16 protein-coding genes and 1 pseudogene are annotated in these 19547 nt (G+C 70.0%); 11 read left to right on the forward strand and 6 right to left on the reverse strand.

Annotated elements, in window-relative coordinates; translation table 11 throughout:
• The first annotated feature begins 304 nt into the window (after nt 1-304).
• The 3 genes from ABT130_RS06785 to thiE are packed head-to-tail and all read left to right on the forward strand — an operon-like array spanning nt 305 to nt 2527.
• Nucleotides 305-1483: an NAD(P)/FAD-dependent oxidoreductase gene (locus tag ABT130_RS06785; RefSeq protein ID WP_350953493.1), complete on the forward strand. Its 1179-nt coding sequence runs from the start codon at nt 305-307 to the stop codon at nt 1481-1483.
• Nucleotides 1484-1533: 50 nt separating this feature from the next.
• Nucleotides 1534-1908: an Rv2175c family DNA-binding protein gene (locus tag ABT130_RS06790; protein WP_326638209.1), complete on the forward strand. Its 375-nt coding sequence runs from the start codon at nt 1534-1536 to the stop codon at nt 1906-1908.
• Complete coding sequence (thiE, locus tag ABT130_RS06795) at nt 1886-2527, forward strand: thiamine phosphate synthase (protein ID WP_350924408.1); 642 nt, start codon at nt 1886-1888, stop codon at nt 2525-2527. Before ABT130_RS06790 ends, thiE begins: the two co-directional genes overlap by 23 nt.
• Nucleotides 2528-2643: 116 nt before the next feature.
• Here the strand turns inward: thiE and ABT130_RS06800 are convergent, their stop codons facing one another.
• Nucleotides 2644-3711, reverse strand: a complete 1068-nt coding sequence (locus ABT130_RS06800) for a polyprenyl synthetase family protein (protein WP_350924410.1) — start codon at nt 3709-3711, stop codon at nt 2644-2646.
• Nucleotides 3712-4120: 409 nt separating this feature from the next.
• Here ABT130_RS06800 and metF point away from each other — a divergent pair, with 409 nt between their 5' ends.
• Nucleotides 4121-5053 carry a methylenetetrahydrofolate reductase [NAD(P)H] gene (gene metF / locus ABT130_RS06805; RefSeq protein WP_350924412.1) on the forward strand — a complete coding sequence of 311 codons (933 nt, stop codon included), beginning with the start codon at nt 4121-4123 and terminating at the stop codon, nt 5051-5053.
• 24 nt (nt 5054-5077) lie between these two features.
• On the opposite strand, the gene ABT130_RS06810 is transcribed toward metF, so the two are convergent.
• Both ABT130_RS06810 and ABT130_RS06815 read right to left on the reverse strand, forming a co-directional pair.
• A complete protein-coding gene (locus tag ABT130_RS06810) occupies nt 5078-5626 on the reverse strand; it encodes a GNAT family N-acetyltransferase (protein WP_350924414.1) in 549 nt (182 codons plus the stop codon).
• Nucleotides 5627-5709: 83 nt separating this feature from the next.
• Complete coding sequence (locus ABT130_RS06815; protein WP_451935058.1) at nt 5710-6186, reverse strand: YbaK/EbsC family protein; 477 nt, start codon at nt 6184-6186, stop codon at nt 5710-5712.
• 119 nt (nt 6187-6305) lie between these two features.
• Here ABT130_RS06815 and ABT130_RS06820 point away from each other — a divergent pair, with 119 nt between their 5' ends.
• The gene (locus tag ABT130_RS06820; protein WP_350924416.1) at nt 6306-7109 is read left to right on the forward strand and encodes a L,D-transpeptidase family protein; all 804 of its coding nucleotides are present in this window, start codon (nt 6306-6308) and stop codon (nt 7107-7109) included.
• Nucleotides 7110-7469: 360 nt separating this feature from the next.
• Nucleotides 7470-7916, forward strand: coding sequence for an SAV_6107 family HEPN domain-containing protein (locus tag ABT130_RS06825; protein ID WP_350924418.1), 447 nt, complete (start codon nt 7470-7472; stop codon nt 7914-7916).
• Nucleotides 7917-8043: 127 nt separating this feature from the next.
• Here the strand turns inward: ABT130_RS06825 and ABT130_RS06830 are convergent, their stop codons facing one another.
• The 3 genes from ABT130_RS06830 to ABT130_RS06840 form a co-directional block, all read right to left on the reverse strand.
• Nucleotides 8044-9177, reverse strand: a complete 1134-nt coding sequence (locus tag ABT130_RS06830) for a PP2C family protein-serine/threonine phosphatase (RefSeq protein WP_350953495.1) — start codon at nt 9175-9177, stop codon at nt 8044-8046.
• Between the two features lie 216 nt (nt 9178-9393).
• Entirely contained in the window at nt 9394-9888 is a 495-nt protein-coding gene (gene bldD / locus ABT130_RS06835) for a transcriptional regulator BldD (RefSeq protein WP_030910010.1), read from the reverse strand.
• A 465-nt stretch (nt 9889-10353) separates the two neighbouring features.
• A complete protein-coding gene (locus ABT130_RS06840; RefSeq protein WP_350953497.1) occupies nt 10354-11598 on the reverse strand; it encodes an arginine deiminase in 1245 nt (414 codons plus the stop codon).
• Nucleotides 11599-11901: 303 nt separating this feature from the next.
• Here ABT130_RS06840 and pyrR point away from each other — a divergent pair, with 303 nt between their 5' ends.
• The 5 genes and pseudogenes from pyrR to carB all read left to right on the forward strand — a co-directional run bounded on the left by pyrR (nt 11902) and on the right by carB (nt 19503).
• Nucleotides 11902-12471 (forward strand): bifunctional pyr operon transcriptional regulator/uracil phosphoribosyltransferase PyrR, encoded by a 570-nt coding sequence (gene pyrR, locus ABT130_RS06845; protein ID WP_350924424.1) that lies wholly within the window; start codon nt 11902-11904, stop codon nt 12469-12471.
• A complete protein-coding gene (locus ABT130_RS06850; protein WP_343979617.1) occupies nt 12468-13397 on the forward strand; it encodes an aspartate carbamoyltransferase catalytic subunit in 930 nt (309 codons plus the stop codon). The genes pyrR and ABT130_RS06850 overlap by 4 nt, the downstream gene beginning before the upstream one ends.
• Entirely contained in the window at nt 13397-14725 is a 1329-nt protein-coding gene (locus ABT130_RS06855) for a dihydroorotase (protein ID WP_350953499.1), read from the forward strand. The genes ABT130_RS06850 and ABT130_RS06855 overlap by 1 nt, the downstream gene beginning before the upstream one ends.
• 151 nt (nt 14726-14876) lie before the next feature.
• A pseudogene (gene carA / locus ABT130_RS06860) lies at nt 14877-15980 on the forward strand (glutamine-hydrolyzing carbamoyl-phosphate synthase small subunit); the annotation flags it as partial.
• Between the two features lie 226 nt (nt 15981-16206).
• Nucleotides 16207-19503 (forward strand): carbamoyl-phosphate synthase large subunit, encoded by a 3297-nt coding sequence (carB, locus tag ABT130_RS06865; protein WP_350924428.1) that lies wholly within the window; start codon nt 16207-16209, stop codon nt 19501-19503.
• The last annotated feature ends 44 nt before the right edge of the window (nt 19504-19547 follow it).

A 19547-nucleotide genomic window follows, 5' to 3' on the forward strand; every position in this document is an offset into this window, starting at 1 on the left:
CTCCCTTCGCCGGCATGACCCGGATCAGGTTCGTGGCGGTCGAGGGCCCGCTCGCGGTCGCCGCCGGACCTCGCTCACCGGTGCCGTGCGGATCCGTTCCTCGCACACCACCTGGCTCGCGCCGGGTCCTTCGTCGCTCCGCGGCCCTCCTCTCAGCCCGGTGCGTTCCGGGCTCCCGCGCGTCTTCCCCCCAACCCTAAGGGGTCCGGCAACACGCTTAGAGCGTCAGATGTGAGGTAAATACCGTTTTCGTTATCAACGACCGTTGGTAGGAGTACGGTGCTGACGCTTATGGTCGGGAAGTGTGAATCATGTCGTGGTGGTAGGCGCCGGTCTGGCCGGCGTACGCAGCGTCGAGGCGTTACGGGCCCGCGGGTTCGGCGGCAGGATCACGCTGATCGGGGAGGAGCGGCACAGACCGTACGACCGTCCGCCCCTGTCCAAGGGGGTGCTGCTCGGCGAGACCGACTCCACCGTCGTCGACTCCGACCTCGACGCGCTTGAGGTCGACTTCCGCGCGGGCGTCTCCGCCAAGGGGCTCCACCCCGGCGTGGTCGAGACCACCGAGGGCGAGCTGGCCTACGAGGGCCTGGTCATCGCCACCGGCGCGCGCCCGATCCGGCTGCGCGGGGACGGCTCACAGCACGTGGTGCGCACCATCGACGACGCGCTCCGGCTGCGTTCCCTGCTCGGCAGGGGGACGAGGGTCGCCGTGATCGGCGCGGGCTGGATCGGCGCCGAGGTGGCCACCGCCGCCCGCAAGGCGGGCTGCGCCGTGACCGTGATCGAGGCCGCCGACGTCCCGCTGTCCGCCGCGCTCGGCCAGGTCGGCGCGTACACCGCCGCCTGGTACGCGGAGGCCGGCGTCGACCTGCGCCTGGGCACCATGGTCGCCTCGGTCGACCAGGGGGGGCTCACCCTGGCCGACGGCTCCGCGGTCGAGGCCGACGTGGTCGTCACGGGCGTCGGCGTGCGGCCCGCGACCGAGTGGCTGGTCGGCTCCGGCATCCGGCTCGACAACGGCGTGGTCACCGACGAGCACCTGCGCACCTCGCTGCCCGGAGTGGTCGCCGTGGGCGACTGCGCGGCCTGGTGGTCGCGCCGCTACGGCGTGCGCCTCCGCGTCGAGCACTGGGACACCGCCCTGGGCGCCCCGGACGTGGCCGCGGCCACGCTCGTCGGCGACGTCGCCGTCTACGATCCGGTCCCCTACTTCTGGTCCGAGCAGTTCGGCCACATGGTCCAGTACGCCGGGTACCACGACGGCGCCCGCCTGATCCGGCGCGGCGACCCGGAGGCCGAGGGAAACACCAGGTGGGCGGTGTGCTGGGTGACCGAGGACGACCGGCTCGCCGCGGTCCTCTCGGTCAACCGCCCCCGCGACCTCGTCCAGGGGCGCCGCCTCATCGAGGGCGGACGGCGCCTCGACGTCAATCGCCTCGCCGACCCTGCGATAGCGTTGCGCGACTGTACGGTGGCGTAACCTCGCCGCCAGGTGTTTGGCGAAGGGCTCGATGTGGTAGTGGTGGATTCGTGACGCTTTCTGTTGCGCAGATCGACCGGGAGACCGACCAGTTGGTGGGCGAGTGGCTCACCCTGACCGAGGTTGCCAGAAGGCTCAACCTGAGCGCCGGTCGCGCCAAGCAACTTCTCAAGGACCGCAAGCTCATCGGAGTGCGCAGGGGCGGTGGCGAGCCACAGGTCCCCGCGGCCTTCCTCGCCGGCGCGGACGTCGTCAAGGGGCTGCCGGGCACTCTCACGGTGCTCCTCGACGCCGGATACGACGACGTCGAGTCACTCCGCTGGCTTTTCACCCCCGACGACACGCTGCCGGGCTCGCCGGTCGACGCGATCGTGGCGGGCCGCCACACGGAAGTGAAGAGACGTGCCCAAGCCCTCGGTTTCTGACGCCCGTCTGTATCTGTGCACCGACGGACGGCGTGACCGGGGAGATCTCGCGGACTTCCTCGACGCCGCCCTGGCGGGCGGGGTCGACATCGTGCAGCTACGCGAGAAGGGTCTTGAGGCGCGCGAGGAGCTCGACCTCCTCGCCGTCTTCCGTGCGGCCTGCGACCGGCATGGCAAGCTCCTGGCCGTGAACGACAGGGCCGACATCGCCTACGCGATCCGACCCGACGTGCTCCACCTCGGCCAGGGCGATCTGCCGGTGCCGATCGTGCGCGACATGCTCGGCGACGACATCCTCATCGGGCGTTCCACTCACGCCCCCGAGGAGGCGTCCGCCGCGGCGGTCGAGCCCGGCGTCGACTACTTCTGCTGTGGCCCGATCTGGCCGACGCCCACCAAGCCCGGCCGGCACGCTCCGGGCCCCGGCCTGCTCAGGCATGCCGCGGCCCTGGAGACCGAACGGCCCTGGTTCGGCATCGGCGGCATCGACCTCACCAACCTGGACGAGGTCGTCTCCCATGGGGTGCGCCGGGTCGTGGTGGTGCGGGCGATCACCGAGGCCGACGATCCCAAGGCGGCGGCGGAGGAGTTCAAGCGGAGGCTGGCGGCCTCCGTCTGAAGTCCTTCCGCCCGGCGGGAGCGTGTCTTCGGCTGGGCGGACGGGACGCCGAGCACGGCGCCGGCCCGTGCACCGGACCGGTGCGCGCCGGCCCGTGCACGGGCCAGGTGCACGGGTCAGGTGCGTCGGGAGGTGGCGGCCACCGCGAGGTCGGCCAGGGCCGCCCGGGCGTCGGGGCGGATCGGGGCGCCCTCCAGCGAACCGAGGGCGTTCTCCAGGTACTCCTTGATCAGGTCCTCACACGCCACGAGAGCCCCCGTCTCCTCGATGATCCGGCGCAGCCGGTCCACCCCGGCCTCGTCCAGATCCGGGTCGCCGAGCGTGGCGCGTACCACCTGTGCCTGGGAGGCCGAGGCGGCGGCGAGCGTGCGGGCGATGAGCATCGTCCGCTTGCCCTCGCGAAGATCGTCGCCGGCCGGTTTACCGGTCTCGTCCGGGTCGCCGAACACGCCGAGGATGTCGTCGCGAAGCTGGAAGGCGATGCCCACGGACCGCCCGTACTCCTCGCAGAGCCGGTCGATCCAGGGCTCCCTGCCCTGGGCGGCCAGCACCAGCCCGAGCCGGAGCGGCTGTTCCACGGAGTACTTGCCGCTCTTGAAGAGGGCGACCCGCAGCGCGCTGTCGAAGGTGCCCTCGCCGTGCGCCTGCTCCAGCAGGTCGAGATACTGGCCGCACATCAGTTCGGTGCGCATGTCGTCGTGCACCTTCTGCGCCGCCGCCAGCGAGGCGGCCGGCAGACCGCTGTTGCGCCACATCTCACCGGACCAGATGAGCATCAGGTTGCCCAGCAGAATGGCCGCACCCTCGCCGAACTGCTCGGCGGAGCCGTGCCAGCCCGCCTTTCTGTGCAGTTCCTCGAACCTGCGGTGTGCCGAGGGCATGCCCCGGCGCAGGTCGCTGGCGTCCATCACGTCATCGTGCACCAGGGCGCTTGCCTGGAGCAGCTCAAGGGAGGCGGCCGCGGAGAAGAGCGCGGGGTCGTCGCCTCCGCCCGCACCATGCCAGCCCCAGTAGCAGAAGGCGGGGCGCAGCCGCTTGCCGCCCGCGAGGAAGTCCTCGGCAGCGGAGACAAGAGGGGCCAGCTCTGGAGCACTGACCTGCGGACGCTGCTGTTCGACGAACCGCCGGAGAGCATGGTCCACCTCGGACCGGATCATGTCCAGCGCGGTTGCAGAAGTGATCATCGAATACCTCCGGTATGGAGCCCCCGGGCTTCAGCTCTGGGGAGGAAACGCGGTGCGGTGCCGCACGCCCTGGCACCGTGTCCGGCGGTGATGACACCCCGACCACCGTACGCATGGTCGACACGGGCCTTCCCGCCGGGGCGGCGGAGCGGCGGAACGGTTGCGGGGCCGGTGTGAGACACGACACCTCCGGGTTTCTCGCGACTGGTCATGAGTCAGGAAACCCAATCTATGAAAGTTGGGATCCCCCGGCTTCGGCGGCAGGAGGAGGTCAAGTAATGAGATTAACGGTCCAAGGGGATATTTCGATCTAGAAGAACGGTTGTTTCGCGTGGAGATCGTCCTGTAGGCGGCCGTGATCTGATCGGGCATCCGGGCGGCCGGGCGGCCGGGCCAGTATCCTTGCCCCATGGCTCTGGGTCGCCCGTCCGTTCTTCCAGATCGTGTCGCCACCGTCCGCGAACTCCTCGCCGCCGGTGCCCACTCGTTCTCCTTCGAGTTCTCCCCTCCGAAGACCGACGAGGGAGAGCGCCACCTCTGGCGTGCCGTCCGCGAGCTGGAGGCGCTGCACCCCACCTTCGTCTCCGTCACCTACGGTGCCGGAGGCAGCACCCGCGACCGCACCGTCGACATCGTCGAGCGGATCGCCCACGAGACCACGCTGACCCCGGTCGCCCACTTCACGGCCGTCAACCACTCCATCCGCGAGCTGCGCCACCTGGTCGGCCGGTTCGCCGGGGCGGGCGTCCGCAACATCCTCGCCGTGCGGGGCGACCCGCCGGGCGACGTGACGGGCGAGTGGGTACGCCACCCCGAGGGCGTCCTGTACGCCGAGGAACTGGTCAGGCTCATCCGCCAGTCCGGCGACTTCTGCGTGGGCGTGGCCGCCTTCCCCTACAAGCACCCCAGGTCGCGCTCGATCGAGTCCGACACCGAGTACTTCGTACGCAAGTGCCGGGCGGGCGCCGACTACGCGATCACCCAGATGTTCTTCCGCGCGGACGACTACCTACGGCTCCGTGACCGGGTGGCGGCCAGTGGCTGTGACACGCCGATCATCCCCGGCATCATGCCCGTCACGCAGATGAGCACCATCGCCAGGTCGGAACAGCTCTCCGGCGCGCCGTTCCCGCCCGAGGTGGCCGAGAGGTTCGCGGCCGTCGCCGACGATCCGGCCGCCGTGCGCAGCCTGGGCATCGAGCTGGCCGCCGAGCTCTGCCAGACCCTGCTCGACGAGGGCGCGCCCGGCATCCACTTCATCACCTTCAACCGCTCCAGCGCGACCCGCGAGGTCTTCCAGGCGCTCGACCACACGCCGAGGGCCCCTTCGCTGGGGGGCTGAGCGAGAGGGTCTCCCGCCGGCGGCTCAGCCGTCCAGCGGGAGGACCGCCCCGAGGATCGCGTAGCGCTCGTGCCCGCCGGGGAAGACGAACTGCGTGAGCAGGTCCACGAAGCCGATGCTCCGGTAGAGGTGCCGGGCCGCGGTGGGCCGGTCGCGGGTGGACAGCACGGCGGTGCGCTCCAGGCGGCCCGCGCAGATGCCCATGATCATCGACCGTCCGATGCCCTTGCCCTGGTAGTCGGGGTGGACGTGGATCTCGGCGAGCTCCAGCGCGTCGCCCAGCCAGCCGCGGGCGCTGCCCTCGCCGTGCTTCTCGGCGAGGGCCCGCCGGACCACGTCGTGCCACCACTGGCCGGAAACCCCGTGGAAACCGTAGGCGATCCCCACCGGGGTGCCGTCGGAGAGTTCGGCGAACAGGCAGGTGAAGGCCGGGTTGGTGGCGTGGTTTCCCATGATCGCCTTGCGGCCGGCGATCTGGTCGGCGGGCGGGTTCATCGCCTTGGTGTAGACGTCAAGGACCGCGTCCAACCGGAGCGTGAACTCGTCGGGGCCGATCCGTCGCAGTCCGATCACGCGTCGCACCCTAGCAGGGAGGACATGACGCGGGTCAGCGCCGGTGGCGGGAGCGCCGTGCCGTGCTCACCGCCGGATCGCGGTCATTCGACCTCGACGGGGGCCCCGCCGGTGATGCGGACGAGCTCGTCGAAGGAGGTCGGGAAGACGGTGTGCGGGTGGCCGGCGGCGGCCCAGACGACGTCGTACTTGTCCAGCCAGGTGTCGACCAGCGTCCGGACCGGGGCGGGGTGGCCGATCGGGGCGACGCCGCCGATGACCTGGCCGGTGGCCGCCCGCACGAAGGCGGGATCGGCGCGCTTCACCTTCGCCACCCCGGCCGTCCTGGCGATCAGATCGGTGTCGACCCGGTGGGCACCGCTGGTCAGAACCAGGAGCGGCTCGCCGTCGGCGTCGAATATCAGGCTGTTGGCGATGGCGCCGACCTCGCAGCCGAGCTGCGCGGCGGCGCTGGCGGCGGTCGGGGTGGCCTCGGCGAAGGTGACGATCTCGCCGGGGACGGCGTGCTCACGGAGCACGGCGGCGACTTTCTCAACGTTCGGATGCAACTTTTCTGGCACCTGGCCACTCTAAACGGGTTGACCGTTGATTTCCGCTTCATAACCGGTCACTTGCACGGGGAACCCGTGCGCTATGGTCCCTTGACCTGATCCATAGTGATATGAGGAGTTGATGGAAAGTGGGGGTTGGACAGCGGCTGGGAGCGGCCGCGCTGATGACGGCGGGGGCCGTGCTCCTCTCTTCCGCGGGCGTCACCCTTTCCGCGGGCGTCGCCGAGGCCCGGGCCGCGGTCTCGGCCGCGCCGGCCGTCGCGACGAGGACCGAGGCGTCCCGGTTCGTCGCACCGGGCAAGACGCTCAGGCTCGGCGCGAAGGGCGCCACGGTGAAGGTGCTCCAGGAGAGGCTGGCCGAGCTCGGCTACGCCCCGGGCAGGATCGACGGCCGCTACGGCGGTGCGACCCTGACCGCGATCTGGGCCTTCCAGAAGGTCAACGGCATCTCGCCGACCAGCACCGTGGCGCGCAGGACCTGGCAGGCCCTGGAGAGTCCGCTGGCGCCGAAGGTGCTCGTCCCCGGGGGTAAGCCGACCCGGGTGGAGGTGAACCTCACCACCCAGGTGATGGTCCTCTACGTCAACGGCGCGGTGCGGCTGATCAGCCACACCTCCTCAGGCAGTGGGATCGCCTACTGCGAGACGGCCACCTGGGAGGGCAAGACCCAGCGGTTCTGCGGCGACGCCCGCACGCCGACGGGCGACTACAAGACCACCTGGCGCAGGGACGGCTGGCACAAGTCCTACCTGGGCCAGCTCTACAACCCGATCTTCTTCAACGGCGGCATCGCCTTCCACGGCGCGCTGTCGGTGCCGCTGGCACCCGCCTCCCACGGCTGTGTCCGGCTGCCGATGCACGTGGCGGAGGTCCTTCCCGGTCTGCTCGGCACCGGGGTGCCGGTGCATGTCCGAGGCAGGTTCGCCCGGTAGCGCGGCGGAGCGGGCGAGCCTGCGGGCGGATCGGCGCTCGGCGAGCGGAGGCCCCGGGAGACGGAGATCTCCCGGGGCCTCCGTCATATCAGAAGATCGAACTTTTGTTCGCCGTTTTACTTGACAGTATTAGTGGTCGAATTTATGTTCGATGTAATGACGCGGGGCTCGCAGCCCGTGTCCAGGGTGGCCGGCCGGATCCACGTCGTCGGAGGAGACGATCGGGCCCAGGTCGGGGCGGGCGGGGAGAGGGGAAGCTCCTCGTCCGGCCGCCCGGTGGATTTGTCGGTGGGGTCTGCGAATGTTGACACCGCCGGTGAAAACGCCGGGAGCCGCTTGCGACCAAGGAGGCTGACGCACATGACCCCTCGGCTCGGCGATTCCGGTGGGCCCCGACTGTCCCCCACGGTGCGGGCGCACCTCACAGACGCACGCGACTGTCTCGAAGAGGCCGCCGCCGCCCGGACCTCCGCCGCTCGTTACGTCGCGGCCCACCTCGCGGCGCTCAGGGCGGCCGCCGCCGTCCTGGCCGCGCGCCCCCGTCCCATGCAGGGCCGCAGGCGCAGGCTGCGCAGTGCCTGGGAGCTGCTCCCCGAGGCCGAGCCCCGGCTGGCCGAGTGGGCGCCCTACTTCGAGACGAGCGCGGCCAAGCGGGCCGCCGCCGAGGCGGGGCTGACCCGCACGGTGTCGCCGCGAGACGCCGAGGAGCTCATCTCCGAGGCGGAGCGCTTCGTCATCGAGGTCGAGAACCTGCTCGGGGTGCCGGCGCAACCCGTGCTCCCGGGCCACGTCCCGCTGGCGGGTTAGGTCCCCTCCGGCGGATCTCGCCGTGGCGAGGTCGGTCAGACGGTTGGTTCAGAGGGTGTCGCGAGGCCGGAGGAGGGCGTCGCGGCGTGCCTTGATGACCGGCCGTGGCGGGCAGGACCGAGGCGGTCTACGCCGCGGAGGAGTTCTCCTGGACGGCGCGGTGGCGCAGCAGGAGCATGGCGGCGTCGTCGCCCAGCGGTCTGCCCACGTGGTGGAGCAGGTCCGCGCGCAGAGCGTCCAGCGACCCCTGAGGGTCGTCCTCACCGTCCAGCAGGTGCGCCCGCTCCGGCAGCGGGTAGAACTCGCCGAACCCGTTGCGCGCCTCGATGACCCCGTCGGTGTAGAAGAGGACCTGGTCTCCCGGCTCGAAAGGGATGTGGTGCGGCTGCGGCTTGCTGGCCTGTAGTGCGCTCATGCCCAGCGGCAGGGCCTCGTCCGGCGGGTCGGCGAACCAGATCGTGCCCTCGGCGTCCAGCACCATGGGCGGGGGGTGGCCACAGTTGATGACGGCGATGGTGGAACCGCCGCGGATCTCGGCCAGTACGGCGGTCACGAACTGCTCGCCGGACAACTCGCGGGTCAGTGCCTTCTCCAGCCGTGCCACGACGCCCTGGAGCTTCTTCTCGTCGTGGGCCGCCTCGCGGAAGGCGCCGAGCACCACGGCCGCGGTCTCCACGGCCTCCAGGCCCTTGCCCTGCACGTCTCCCACGATGATCCGCACCCCGTGCGGGGTGGTGACGACCTCGTACAGGTCACCGCCGATCCTGGCCTCGGCCGTGGCGGAGGTGTACGAGACGGCCACGCCTATGCCGGGACCGGCGCGGCGGGGCACAGGGCGCAGCAGCACCCGTTGGGCGGCCTCGGCCACCGAGCGCACGTCGGCGAGCTGGCGCTCGTGGCGCAGCCGCCCGGCGCTGGCCAGCACGCTGGCCACGGTGACGCCGAGGATGGCGAACATGGTGATGTTGGTACGCGGCGTCCAGAGGATGTCGTTGTAGAGGCCGAGCGCGACGCACAGCACCAGGGCGACGACGCCGATCACGGTGGTGCGGGCCAGGCCGCAGGCCACACTGGCGAAGGCCGGGCCGAGGGCGAGCAGCGGGAGGAGGCCGGACGTGGGGCCCGAGCCGAAGTCGATCACGGCCACCACGGCCATGACGACGAACGGCAGCAGCTTCAGGGTGTCCTGGGTCCTGGTGGTGCCGATCGATGCCAGCAACCGCAGGAAGGTGCGCGTCCTGGTCGATCCCAGCGACACCATGACCGAGTGGAGACGGCTTTTTGAGCGCGGTCGAGAGTGATCGAGCCGATCATCTCCCGAAGTCATGTCCACCGTGTCTCGCCGATCGAATGTTTGCCTTTTCCTACCACAGTGGCCGTGGGCCGGGGCGGAATGCAGCTAACGTTCTGCTGAGAGCAAGATTTTTAGAGCGGGGTGGGCACGCCGGTTCCGGCGCACCCACGACCGGTCAGACGGTCAGAAGGACTCGACGGCGCGGCGTGCCTCGGGGTCCAGGACGCCCCAGCCGATGAGCTCCTCGGTGAGCTCGCTGGGGGACTTGTCGTAGATCACGGCAAGGGAGCGGAGGTCCTCCTGGCGGATGGACAGCACCTTGCCGTTGTAGTCGCCACGCTGGCTCTGGATGGTGGCCGCGTAGCGGGCAAGCGCGCCGGCCTTCTCCTTGGGGAGCTGGGCAAGGCGCTCAAGGTCGATCACAAGTTTCGGGGTCGGGCCCAGAGGACTGGGAGCAGCCCCTCCGGGCAGCAACTCCGAGACCGGCACCCCGTAGAAATCAGCCAGCTCGGCAAGCTTCTGCACGGTGACGGCACGGTCGCCACGCTCATAGGAGCCCACGACGACCGCCTTCCAGCGCCCGCGGGACTTCTCTTCGACTCCGTGCAGGGACAGGCCCTGCTGGGTGCGAATGGCGCGGAGTCGTGCACCCAGCGATTTGGCGTACTCAGACGGCATGGTGTGGCCCCCCGGCTCTGTATGTACTGCTCTCAACTTGATTGTGCTACCTCGCAACTTATGCCCCGGTCACCGGGTTGGCGCCCGGGGTAGGCGTCTTCGGTGACCGGTGCGTCAGGGTTCACCCGATAACGCCACGAGGTGTGGTTACGGACAGTGACGGTAAAGCTGTGGGCGCCTAAGGTCAAGCTGATTGGAAAAAAGATGTCGAATCCGGTCCGATGTGGTCCGCCTCAAACGCGGTAGTTGTCCTACCGCGCATCGCGAAACCTCTAGTTTTTACGGGTTTTTCGCCGGATGCTGGCTTCTTCTGGGGGATTCGGGGCAACATCATCTTCGGGTGCGGCGACCAGAGTATGATCTTCGACAAGGTGGCCGGGAGGAATACCCGGTGCGACGGTCCCGTCCGGCCGGAGGTGTGGATCGGCGTTTCGTGGCGGCGACCCGCCCGGCTCCCGGGAGGGCTCAGCTGCCGTCGCGTTCCAGCGGGCAGCTCATGCAGCGCGGGCCGCCCCGGCCCCTGCCGAGCTCGCTGCCCCGGATCGTGATGACCTCGATCCCGTTGCGGCGCAGGTGGTTGTTGGTGGTGGTGTTGCGCTCGTAGGCCACGACCACGCCGGGTCGCAGGGCCAGCACGTTGCAGCCGTCGTCCCACTGCTCCCGTTCGGAGGCGTACACGTCCTGTGTCGCGCTGAGGACCTTGATGTCGTCCAGGCCGATCGCCCGCGCGATGGCTCTGTGCATGTCCTCGGGGGGATGGTCGGTAATCTTGAGTTCCTTCTCGTTGTCGCCGGGCTCGACGGTGTAGGAGGGCAGCATGCCCAGCCCCGCGAACTTGGTGAACACCCCGACGTCCACGTTGGTCATGACCGTGTCCAGATGCATGAAGGCCCGCGCCTTCGGCATGTCCAGCGCGACGATCCTCGTCGCGGCGCCCTTCGCGAACAGGCTCCGCGCGAGCATCTCGACAGCCTGCGGCTGGGTGCGCTCGCTGATCCCCACCAGCACCGCGCCCTGGCCGATGACGAGCACGTCGCCGCCCTCGATGGTGGCCGGAGCCGCGGGGATGCCGGGCATCCAGACGTGGTAGCCGCCCTCCTCGGGCCGGTCGTAGCCGGAGGCGAAGGCGGGGTGGTAGCGGTAGATCGCCTCCATGTTGACCGTCTCGCGGCGGCGGGCCTTCTTTCTCATCGCGTTGATCGAGACGCCGCCGTAGATCCAGCAGGAGGTGTCGCGGGTGAACAGGTGGTTGGGCAGCGGGGGCAGGACGAAGTCGTCCGGCCTGAGCGTGTGGAAGGCGAGGCTTTTGGGGTCGGTGCCCATGTCCACCAGTTCGCGCTTGGTGATGCCGCCGGTGAGATAGCGCTGAAGCATCGTGGAGTCCATCGAGTCCAGCGCGTTGCGGATGGCGTCGACGGCCATCGGGCCGAAGTAGCGCTCGTCGGCGATGCCGTCCAGGATGTGCTTGCGCGCCTGGGGGATCTCGACGGTCTCATGGAGCAGGTCGGAGAGCATGTGGACGGTGACCCCCTGGTCGACCAGGAGTCTCTGCCACTCCTCGTGCTCCTCCACGGCGCGCTGCACCCACAGCACGTCGTCGAAGAGGAAGTCGTCCTTGTTCGACGGCGTGAGCCGTTTCAGGGCGAGTTCGGGCCGATGCAGCAGGACCTGGTGGAGCTGGCCGACCTCGGAGTCGACGTGAAAGGCCATTTCTCTTCCTTCGCGGCTGGTGACGAGAGAGTCGGGAGGGCGGCGCCCCGGACCCCGTGGGCGCGCTCGCCATACCTCGCGTTGGTACGGACCTAAAGCGCATACCCGCCAGAACCATGGGAAGTCAGCGAAGATCACGATATTTATTCACTTTTAGGAAGATCGCTGGGGCGGCTGTCCGGCGTCCGCCGAGGTGGGGCCGGTCAGGGTCCGGTCAGGGCGAGCCGTCGAGCGGCTGGTAACGTAAGAGCGCTGACTTCCTTTAAGACCCGTCCCGTGAGGCGGGAAAGGTGGTGTTACTCCTTGACCGATGCCATTTCGCATGCGCTGAGCGGTGCGCGCGCCGTTCTCGAGCAGCCCGATATCAACCGGGCCCTGGTCCGCATCTCCCACGAGATCCTTGAACGGACCAAGGGCGGCGAGAACGTCGTCCTGCTGGGCATCCCCACGCGCGGTGTCCACCTGGCCCGCCGCCTGGCCGCCCACATCAAGCAGTTCGAGGGCCGTTCCGTGCCCGTCGGCTCCCTCGACGTCACGATGTACCGAGACGACCTGCGCCTGCGTCCCGCCCGCGCGCTGGGCCGCACCGAACTGCCCGCCGACGGCATCGACGGCAGGACCGTCGTCCTCGTCGACGACGTCCTCTACTCCGGCCGCACGGTCCGTGCCGCGCTCGACGCGCTCAACGACCTGGGCCGCCCGCAGGCCGTGCAACTCGCCACCCTGGTCGACCGCGGCCACCGCGAGCTGCCCATCCGCCCCGACTACGTGGGCAAGAACCTGCCGACCTCCAAGTCCGAGAGCGTCAAGGTCTACCTGGAGGAGAACGACGGCCGCGACGCGGTCCTGCTGCTGAAGGAGGACGGCCGGTGAAGCGGCACCTGATCTCGGCGGCCGATCTGACCCGTGACGACGCCCTGCTCATCCTGGACACCGCGGACGAGCTGGCGAAGATCTCGGAACGTTCCATCAAGAAGCTCCCCACCCTGCGGGGCCGCACCGTGGTGAACCTCTTCTTCGAGGACTCCACCCGGACCAGGATCTCCTTCGAGGCCGCGGCCAAGCGCCTGTCGGCGGACGTCATCAACTTCTCCGCCAAGGGCTCCAGCGTCTCCAAGGGCGAGTCGCTCAAGGACACCGCGCTCACCCTGGAGGCGATGGGCGCCGACGCCGTCGTCATCCGGCACGGCGCCTCGGGCGCCCCGTACCGGCTGGCCGGCTGGGTGCGCGGCAGCGTCGTCAACGCCGGTGACGGCACCCACGAGCACCCCACCCAGGCCCTGCTCGACGCCTTCACCATGCGCCGCCGCCTGGGCTCGCTGGACGGCAGGAAGGTCACCATCGTCGGTGACGTGCTGCACAGCAGGGTGGCCCGCTCCAACGTGCTGCTGCTGGCCACCCTCGGCGCCGAGGTGACCCTGGTCGCCCCGCCGACCCTGTTCCCGGTCAACGTCGACTCCTGGCCGTGCGAGGTCTCCTACGACCTCGACGCGATGCTGCCCAAGTCCGACGTGGTGATGATGCTGCGCGTGCAGCGCGAGCGGATGAACGCGGCGTTCTTCCCCACCGAGCGGGAGTACAGCCGCCGCTACGGGCTCGACCGCGAGCGCGTCGCCAGGATGCCCGACCACGCCATCGTGATGCACCCCGGCCCGATGAACCGGGGGATGGAGATCGCGGCCGAGGTGGCCGACTCGCCGCGCTCGACGATCGTCGAGCAGGTCGCCAACGGGGTGACCGCACGTATGGCCGTTCTGTACCTGCTGCTTGGCGGCGCCGACCTCGGGGGAGAGATCTGATGAACGACCGCATCGGGGCCACGCGTGACGGCATCGTCATCAGGGGCGCCAGGATCCTCGGCGGAGAGCCCGTCGACATCCTGATCCGCGACGGTCTCCTGGTGGAGATCGGCCAGGGGCTGAGCGGCGGCGGGACCGTCGAGACCGTCGAGGCTGAGGGATTGATCGCCCTGCCCGGCCTGGTGGACCTGCACACCCACCTGCGCGAGCCGGGACGTGAGGACGCGGAGACCGTCACCACGGGCACCCGCGCCGCCGCCCTCGGCGGCTACACCGCCGTGCACGCCATGGCCAACACCGATCCGGTCGCCGACACCGCAGGCGTCGTCGAGCAGGTCTGGCGCCTGGGCCAGGAGGCGGGCTACTGCGACGTGCAGCCCGTCGGAGCCGTCACGGTCGGCCTGGGCGGCGAGCACCTGGCCGAACTCGGCGCGATGGCCGACTCGGCGGCCCGGGTCCGGGTCTTCTCCGACGACGGCAAGTGCGTCTCCGACGCGGTGCTCATGCGCCGCGCGCTGGAGTACGTCAAGGCCTTTGACGGCGTCGTGGCCCAGCACGCCCAGGAGCCGCGGCTGACCGAGGGCGCGCAGATGAACGAGGGCTCGGTCTCCGGCAGGCTGGGCCTGACCGGATGGCCCGCGGTCGCCGAGGAGGCGATCATCTCCCGCGACTGCCTGCTGGCCGCGCACGTCGGCTCGCGCCTGCACATCTGCCACGTCTCCACCGCGGGCTCGGTGGAGCTCATCCGCTGGGCCAAGTCCAAAGGCTGGGACGTCACCGCCGAGGTGACCCCGCACCACCTGCTGCTGACCGACGACCTCGTCGAGGACTCCCCGGTCGGCTCCTACAACCCGATCTACAAGGTGAACCCGCCGCTGCGCACCCGCGCCGACGTCGAGGCGCTGCGCGCGGCTCTGGCCGACGGCACGATCGACTGCGTGGCCACCGACCACGCCCCGCACCCGGTCGAGGACAAGGAGACCGAGTGGGCCGCCGCCGCCATGGGCATGATCGGCTTGGAGACGGCGCTCGCGGTGGTCCAGGAGGCGATGGTGGAGACGGGGCTGCTCGACTGGGCCGGTGTCGCCGAGCGCATGTCCTGCGCCCCGGCCAGGATCGGCAGGCTTCGAGGGCACGGGCAGCCGATCGAGGTCGGCGCGCCGGCCAACCTCACCCTCTACGACCCGGCGGTGCGCGCCGCGGTCGACCCGGCGGGCTACGCTTCCAAGAGCCGCAACACCCCCTACCAGGGCCTTACCCTGCCCGGCCGGGTCGTGGCGACCTTCCTGCGCGGCAGGCCGACGGTCCTGGACGGGAAGCTCACGTGAGGACTCCCCGCTTTCGCGCGCCGGGCGTCGGATACCTTCGCCTTCCCGCACCGGGACGTGGGGGCGTCCCGCTCGGTGCGGCGGCGGCGAATCGATGTGCCAGATATTTCATACTTTGCGGAGCTGGAGCCGAGATGATCGGGGTGTGTGAGTGACCGCAGTGCTAGTGCTGGAAGATGGACGTGTCTTCCACGGGACCCCCTACGGCGCCGAGGGCGAGACCTTCGGCGAGATGGTCTTCAACACGGGGATGACCGGTTACCAGGAGACGCTGACCGATCCGTCGTACCACCGCCAGATCGTCGCGATGACCGCGCCGCACATCGGGAACACCGGGGTCAACGACGAGGATCCGGAGTCCTCGCGGGTGTGGGTGGCCGGTTACGTGGTCCGCGAGCCGGCCCGGGTGGCCTCCAACTGGCGCTCCAACCGTTCCCTGGACGACTACCTCAGGGAGCAGGGCGTCGTCGGCATCGCCATTCCCGGCACCCGCGCCCTGACCCGTCACCTGCGGGAGCGGGGAGCGATGCGGGCCGGGGTCTTCTCCGGCAAGGCTCTGGCGCCGGTCGAGGAGCTGCTGGAGCGGGTGCTGGGCAGCCCCCCGATGGAGGGCGCCGACCTGGCGGGAGAGGTCTCCACCGCCAAGCCGTACGTGGTGCCCGCGATCGGCGCGCGGCGGTTCACCGTGGCCGCGGTCGACCTCGGGATCAAGGCGATGACGCCGCACCGGATGGCCGAGCGCGGCTGCGAGGTGCACGTGCTGCCGGCCTCGGCCACCACGGAGGAGATCCTCGCGCTCGGTCCGGACGGGGTGTTCTTCTCCAACGGCCCCGGCGACCCCGCCACCGCCGACGGGCCGGTCAAGGCGCTTCGCGGGGTCCTCGACGCGGGTGTCCCGTTCTTCGGCATCTGCTTCGGAAACCAGCTCTTCGGGCGTGCCCTGGGGCTGGGCACCTACAAGCTGCGTTACGGCCATCGAGGTGTCAACCAGCCGGTACAGCACCGGGGAACCGGCAAGGTGGAGATCTCCGCGCACAACCACGGTTTCGCGGTGCGGGCACCGCTGGAGGGCGTGTTCGACACGCCGTACGGCCTTGCGGAGGTCAGCCACGTCAACCTCAACGACGACTGCGTCGAGGGGCTGCGGCTGCTGGAGCGCCCGGCCTTCAGCGTCCAGTACCACCCGGAGGCCGCGGCCGGCCCGCACGACTCCGCAAGCCTGTTCGACGACTTCTGCGCGTTGATGGCGGGAGAGCGGGGAACGGTCAACGGGGCGATCACAAGTACGGAGCGGTCCGGGGAACGAGCGGGCGGAGTGGCGGACGAGGGACGAGTCCTCCGCGGAGCCGGCGAGGAGCCGGACGCGACCAAGAGCACGGAGCGGTCCGGGGAACGAGCGGGCGGAGTGGCGGACGAGGGACGAGTCCTCCGCGGAGCCGGCGAGGAGCCGGACGCGACCATGGGTACGGAGGGAAGCAAGGGTGCCTAAGCGCACGGACATCCAGTCGATCATGGTGATCGGCTCAGGACCGATCGTGATCGGCCAGGCATGCGAGTTCGACTACTCGGGTACCCAGGCCTGCCGCGTGCTGCGCGCCGAGGGCTTCCGCGTGATCCTCGTCAACAGCAACCCGGCGACCATCATGACCGACCCCGAGTTCGCCGACGCCACCTACGTCGAGCCCATCACCCCCGAGATCGTCGAGAAGATCATCGCCAAGGAGCGCCCCGACGCGCTGCTGCCCACCCTGGGCGGGCAGACCGCGCTGAACACCGCGATCTCCCTGTACGAGGCCGGTGTCCTGGAGCGCTACGAGGTCGAGCTGATCGGCGCCGACGTCGACGCCATCCAGGCGGGCGAGAACCGCGAGCTGTTCAAGGGCATCGTGGCCAAGGTCGCCGAGGAGCACGGCCTCAACGCCGAGTCGGCCCGCTCGTCCGTCTGCCACACCATGGACGAGTGCCTGGCCGCCGCCAGGGAACTGGGCTACCCGCTGGTGGTGCGGCCCTCCTTCACCATGGGCGGGGTCGGCTCCGGTTTCGCGCACGACGAGGAGGGGCTGCGCCGCATCGCCGGGGCGGGCCTCGACGCCTCGCCGACCACCGAGGTGCTCCTTGAGGAGTCCATCCTCGGCTGGAAGGAGTACGAGCTGGAGGTCATGCGCGACCGGGCGGACAACGTGGTGATCGTCTGCTCGATCGAGAACATCGATCCGATGGGCGTGCACACCGGTGACAGCGTCACCGTGGCCCCCGCGCTGACCCTGACCGACCGCGAGTACCAGAACATGCGCGACGTGGCCATCGCGGTCATCCGCGAGGTCGGCGTCGACACCGGCGGCTGCAACATCCAGTTCGCCGTCGAGCCGCGCACCGGCCGCATGGTCGTCATCGAGATGAACCCGCGCGTCTCGCGCTCCTCGGCGCTCGCTTCCAAGGCCACCGGCTTCCCGATCGCGAAGATCGCCGCGAAGCTCGCCATCGGCTACACGCTGGACGAGATCCCCAACGACATCACGAGGGAGACCCCGGCGTCGTTCGAGCCCTCGCTGGACTACATCGTGGTCAAGGTGCCCCGGTTCGCGTTCGAGAAGTTCTCCGGGGCCGACGCGACCCTGACCACTCACATGAAGTCGGTCGGCGAGGCCATGGCGATCGGCCGGTCCTTCCCCGAGGCCCTGCAGAAGGCACTGCGCTCGCTGGAGAAGAAGGGCGCCTCCTTCACCTGGGCGGGCGATCCGGGTGACAGGGACGAGCTCCTGGCCGCCTGCCGTATCCCGCACGACGGGCGCCTGTTCACCATGCAGCAGGCCATCCGCGCCGGGGCAGGCGCCGAGGAGCTGTTCGAGGCCACCCGGGTCGATCCGTGGTTCGTCGACCAGCTGATCGCGATCGACGAGATGGCCGCCGAGCTGCGCGAGGTGCCGCAGCTGACCGCCGAGGTGCTGACCAGGGTCAAGCGGTACGGCTTCAGCGACGCGCAGATCGCCGAGCTGCGCGGCATGACCGAGTCGCGGGTGCGCGACCTGCGCCACGCGCTCGGCGTCCGCCCGGTCTACAACACCGTCGACACCTGCGCCGCCGAGTTCGCCGCCCAGACCCCCTACCTGTACTCCACCTACGACGAGGAGAGCGAGGTCCCCTACGGGGAGCGCCCCAAGGTCCTCATCCTCGGTTCGGGGCCCAACAGGATCGGCCAGGGCATCGAGTTCGACTACGCGTGTGTGCACGCCTCCTTCGAGCTGTCGGCGGCCGGCTACGAGACCGTCATGGTCAACTGCAACCCCGAGACGGTCTCCACCGACTACGACACCTCCGACCGCCTCTACTTCGAGCCGCTCACCCTGGAGGACGTTCTGGAGGTCGTCCACGCCGAGCAGCAGACCGGCCCCGTCGCGGGCGTCATCGTCCAGCTCGGCGGCCAGACCCCGCTCGGCCTGGCCCAGGCGCTCAAGGACGCCGGTGTCCCGATCGTCGGCACCTCGCCCGAGTCGATCCACCTCGCCGAGGAGCGCGGCGCGTTCGGCCGGGTCCTCGCCGAGGCGGGACTGCCCGCCCCCAAGCACGGCGTGGCGGTGACCTCCGACGAGGCGCTGGCCATCGCCGCGGAGATCGGCTACCCGGTGCTGGTGCGCCCCTCCTACGTGCTGGGCGGCGCGGGCATGGCCATCGTCTACGACGACGAGACGCTGATCGCCTACATGGCCAAGGCGGGCGCGGCCAGCGACCACCCGGTGCTGGTGGACAAGTTCCTCGACGAGGCCGTGGAGATCGACGTCGACGCGCTCTTCGACGGCGAGGAGCTCTACCTCGGCGGAGTGATGGAGCACATCGAGGAGGCCGGCATCCACTCCGGCGACTCGGCGTGCTCGCTGCCGCCGATGACGCTGGGAAGCTACGACATCAAGCGCATCCGCACCGCCACCGAGGCCATCGCCAGAGGTGTGGGCGTGCGCGGCCTGCTCAACGTGCAGTACGCCATGTCGGCCAACATCCTGTACGTGCTGGAGGCCAACCCCCGCGCCAGCCGTACCATCCCGTTCGTCTCCAAGGCCACGGCGGTGCCGCTGGCCAAGGCGGCGGCCCGGGTGATGATGGGCGCCACGGTGGCCGAACTGCGCGCCGAGGGCCTGCTGCCGGAGAGCGGTGACGGCGGCACCATGCCGCTGGACGCGCCCATCGCGGTCAAGGAGGCCGTGCTGCCCTTCAACCGGTTCCGCGGCGTGGACATCGTGCTCAGCCCCGAGATGCGCTCCACCGGCGAGGTCATGGGCATCGACGAGTTCTTCGGCACCGCCTACGCCAAGTCGCAGGCCGCCGCGTACGGCTCGCTGCCCACCAAGGGACGGGCGTTCGTCTCGGTCGCCAACCGTGACAAACGCGCCATGATCTTCCCGGTCAAGGCCCTCGCCGACCTCGGCTTCGAGATCCTCGCCACCGAGGGCACTGCCGAAGTCCTGCGCCGCAACGGTGTCCGTGCCAAGATCGTGCGCAAGCACAGCGAGGGAGCCGGTCCCGCGGGTGAGCAGACCATCGTCCGGCGCATCCTGGACGGGGAGGTGGATCTCATCGTCAACACCCCCTTCGGCAGCCCCGGCCAGTCGGGACCCCGCCTGGACGGCTACGAGATCCGCACCGCCGCCGTGCTGCGCGCCATCCCCTGCATCACCACGGTTCAGGGCCTGGCCGCGGCGGTACAGGGCATCCAGGCGATCGTCCGCGGTGACATCGGCGTACGGTCCCTTCAGGAGCACGCGAAGCGGTTGCGGAGCGGTTGAGGAGTGAGGCCGGCGCCCCAGCGGAGGTGAGGAAGACGCCTGTT

The organism is Streptosporangium sp. NPDC001681 (assembly GCF_040298085.1).
In the GTDB taxonomy this organism is placed as follows: Bacteria; Actinomycetota; Actinomycetes; order Streptosporangiales; family Streptosporangiaceae; genus Streptosporangium.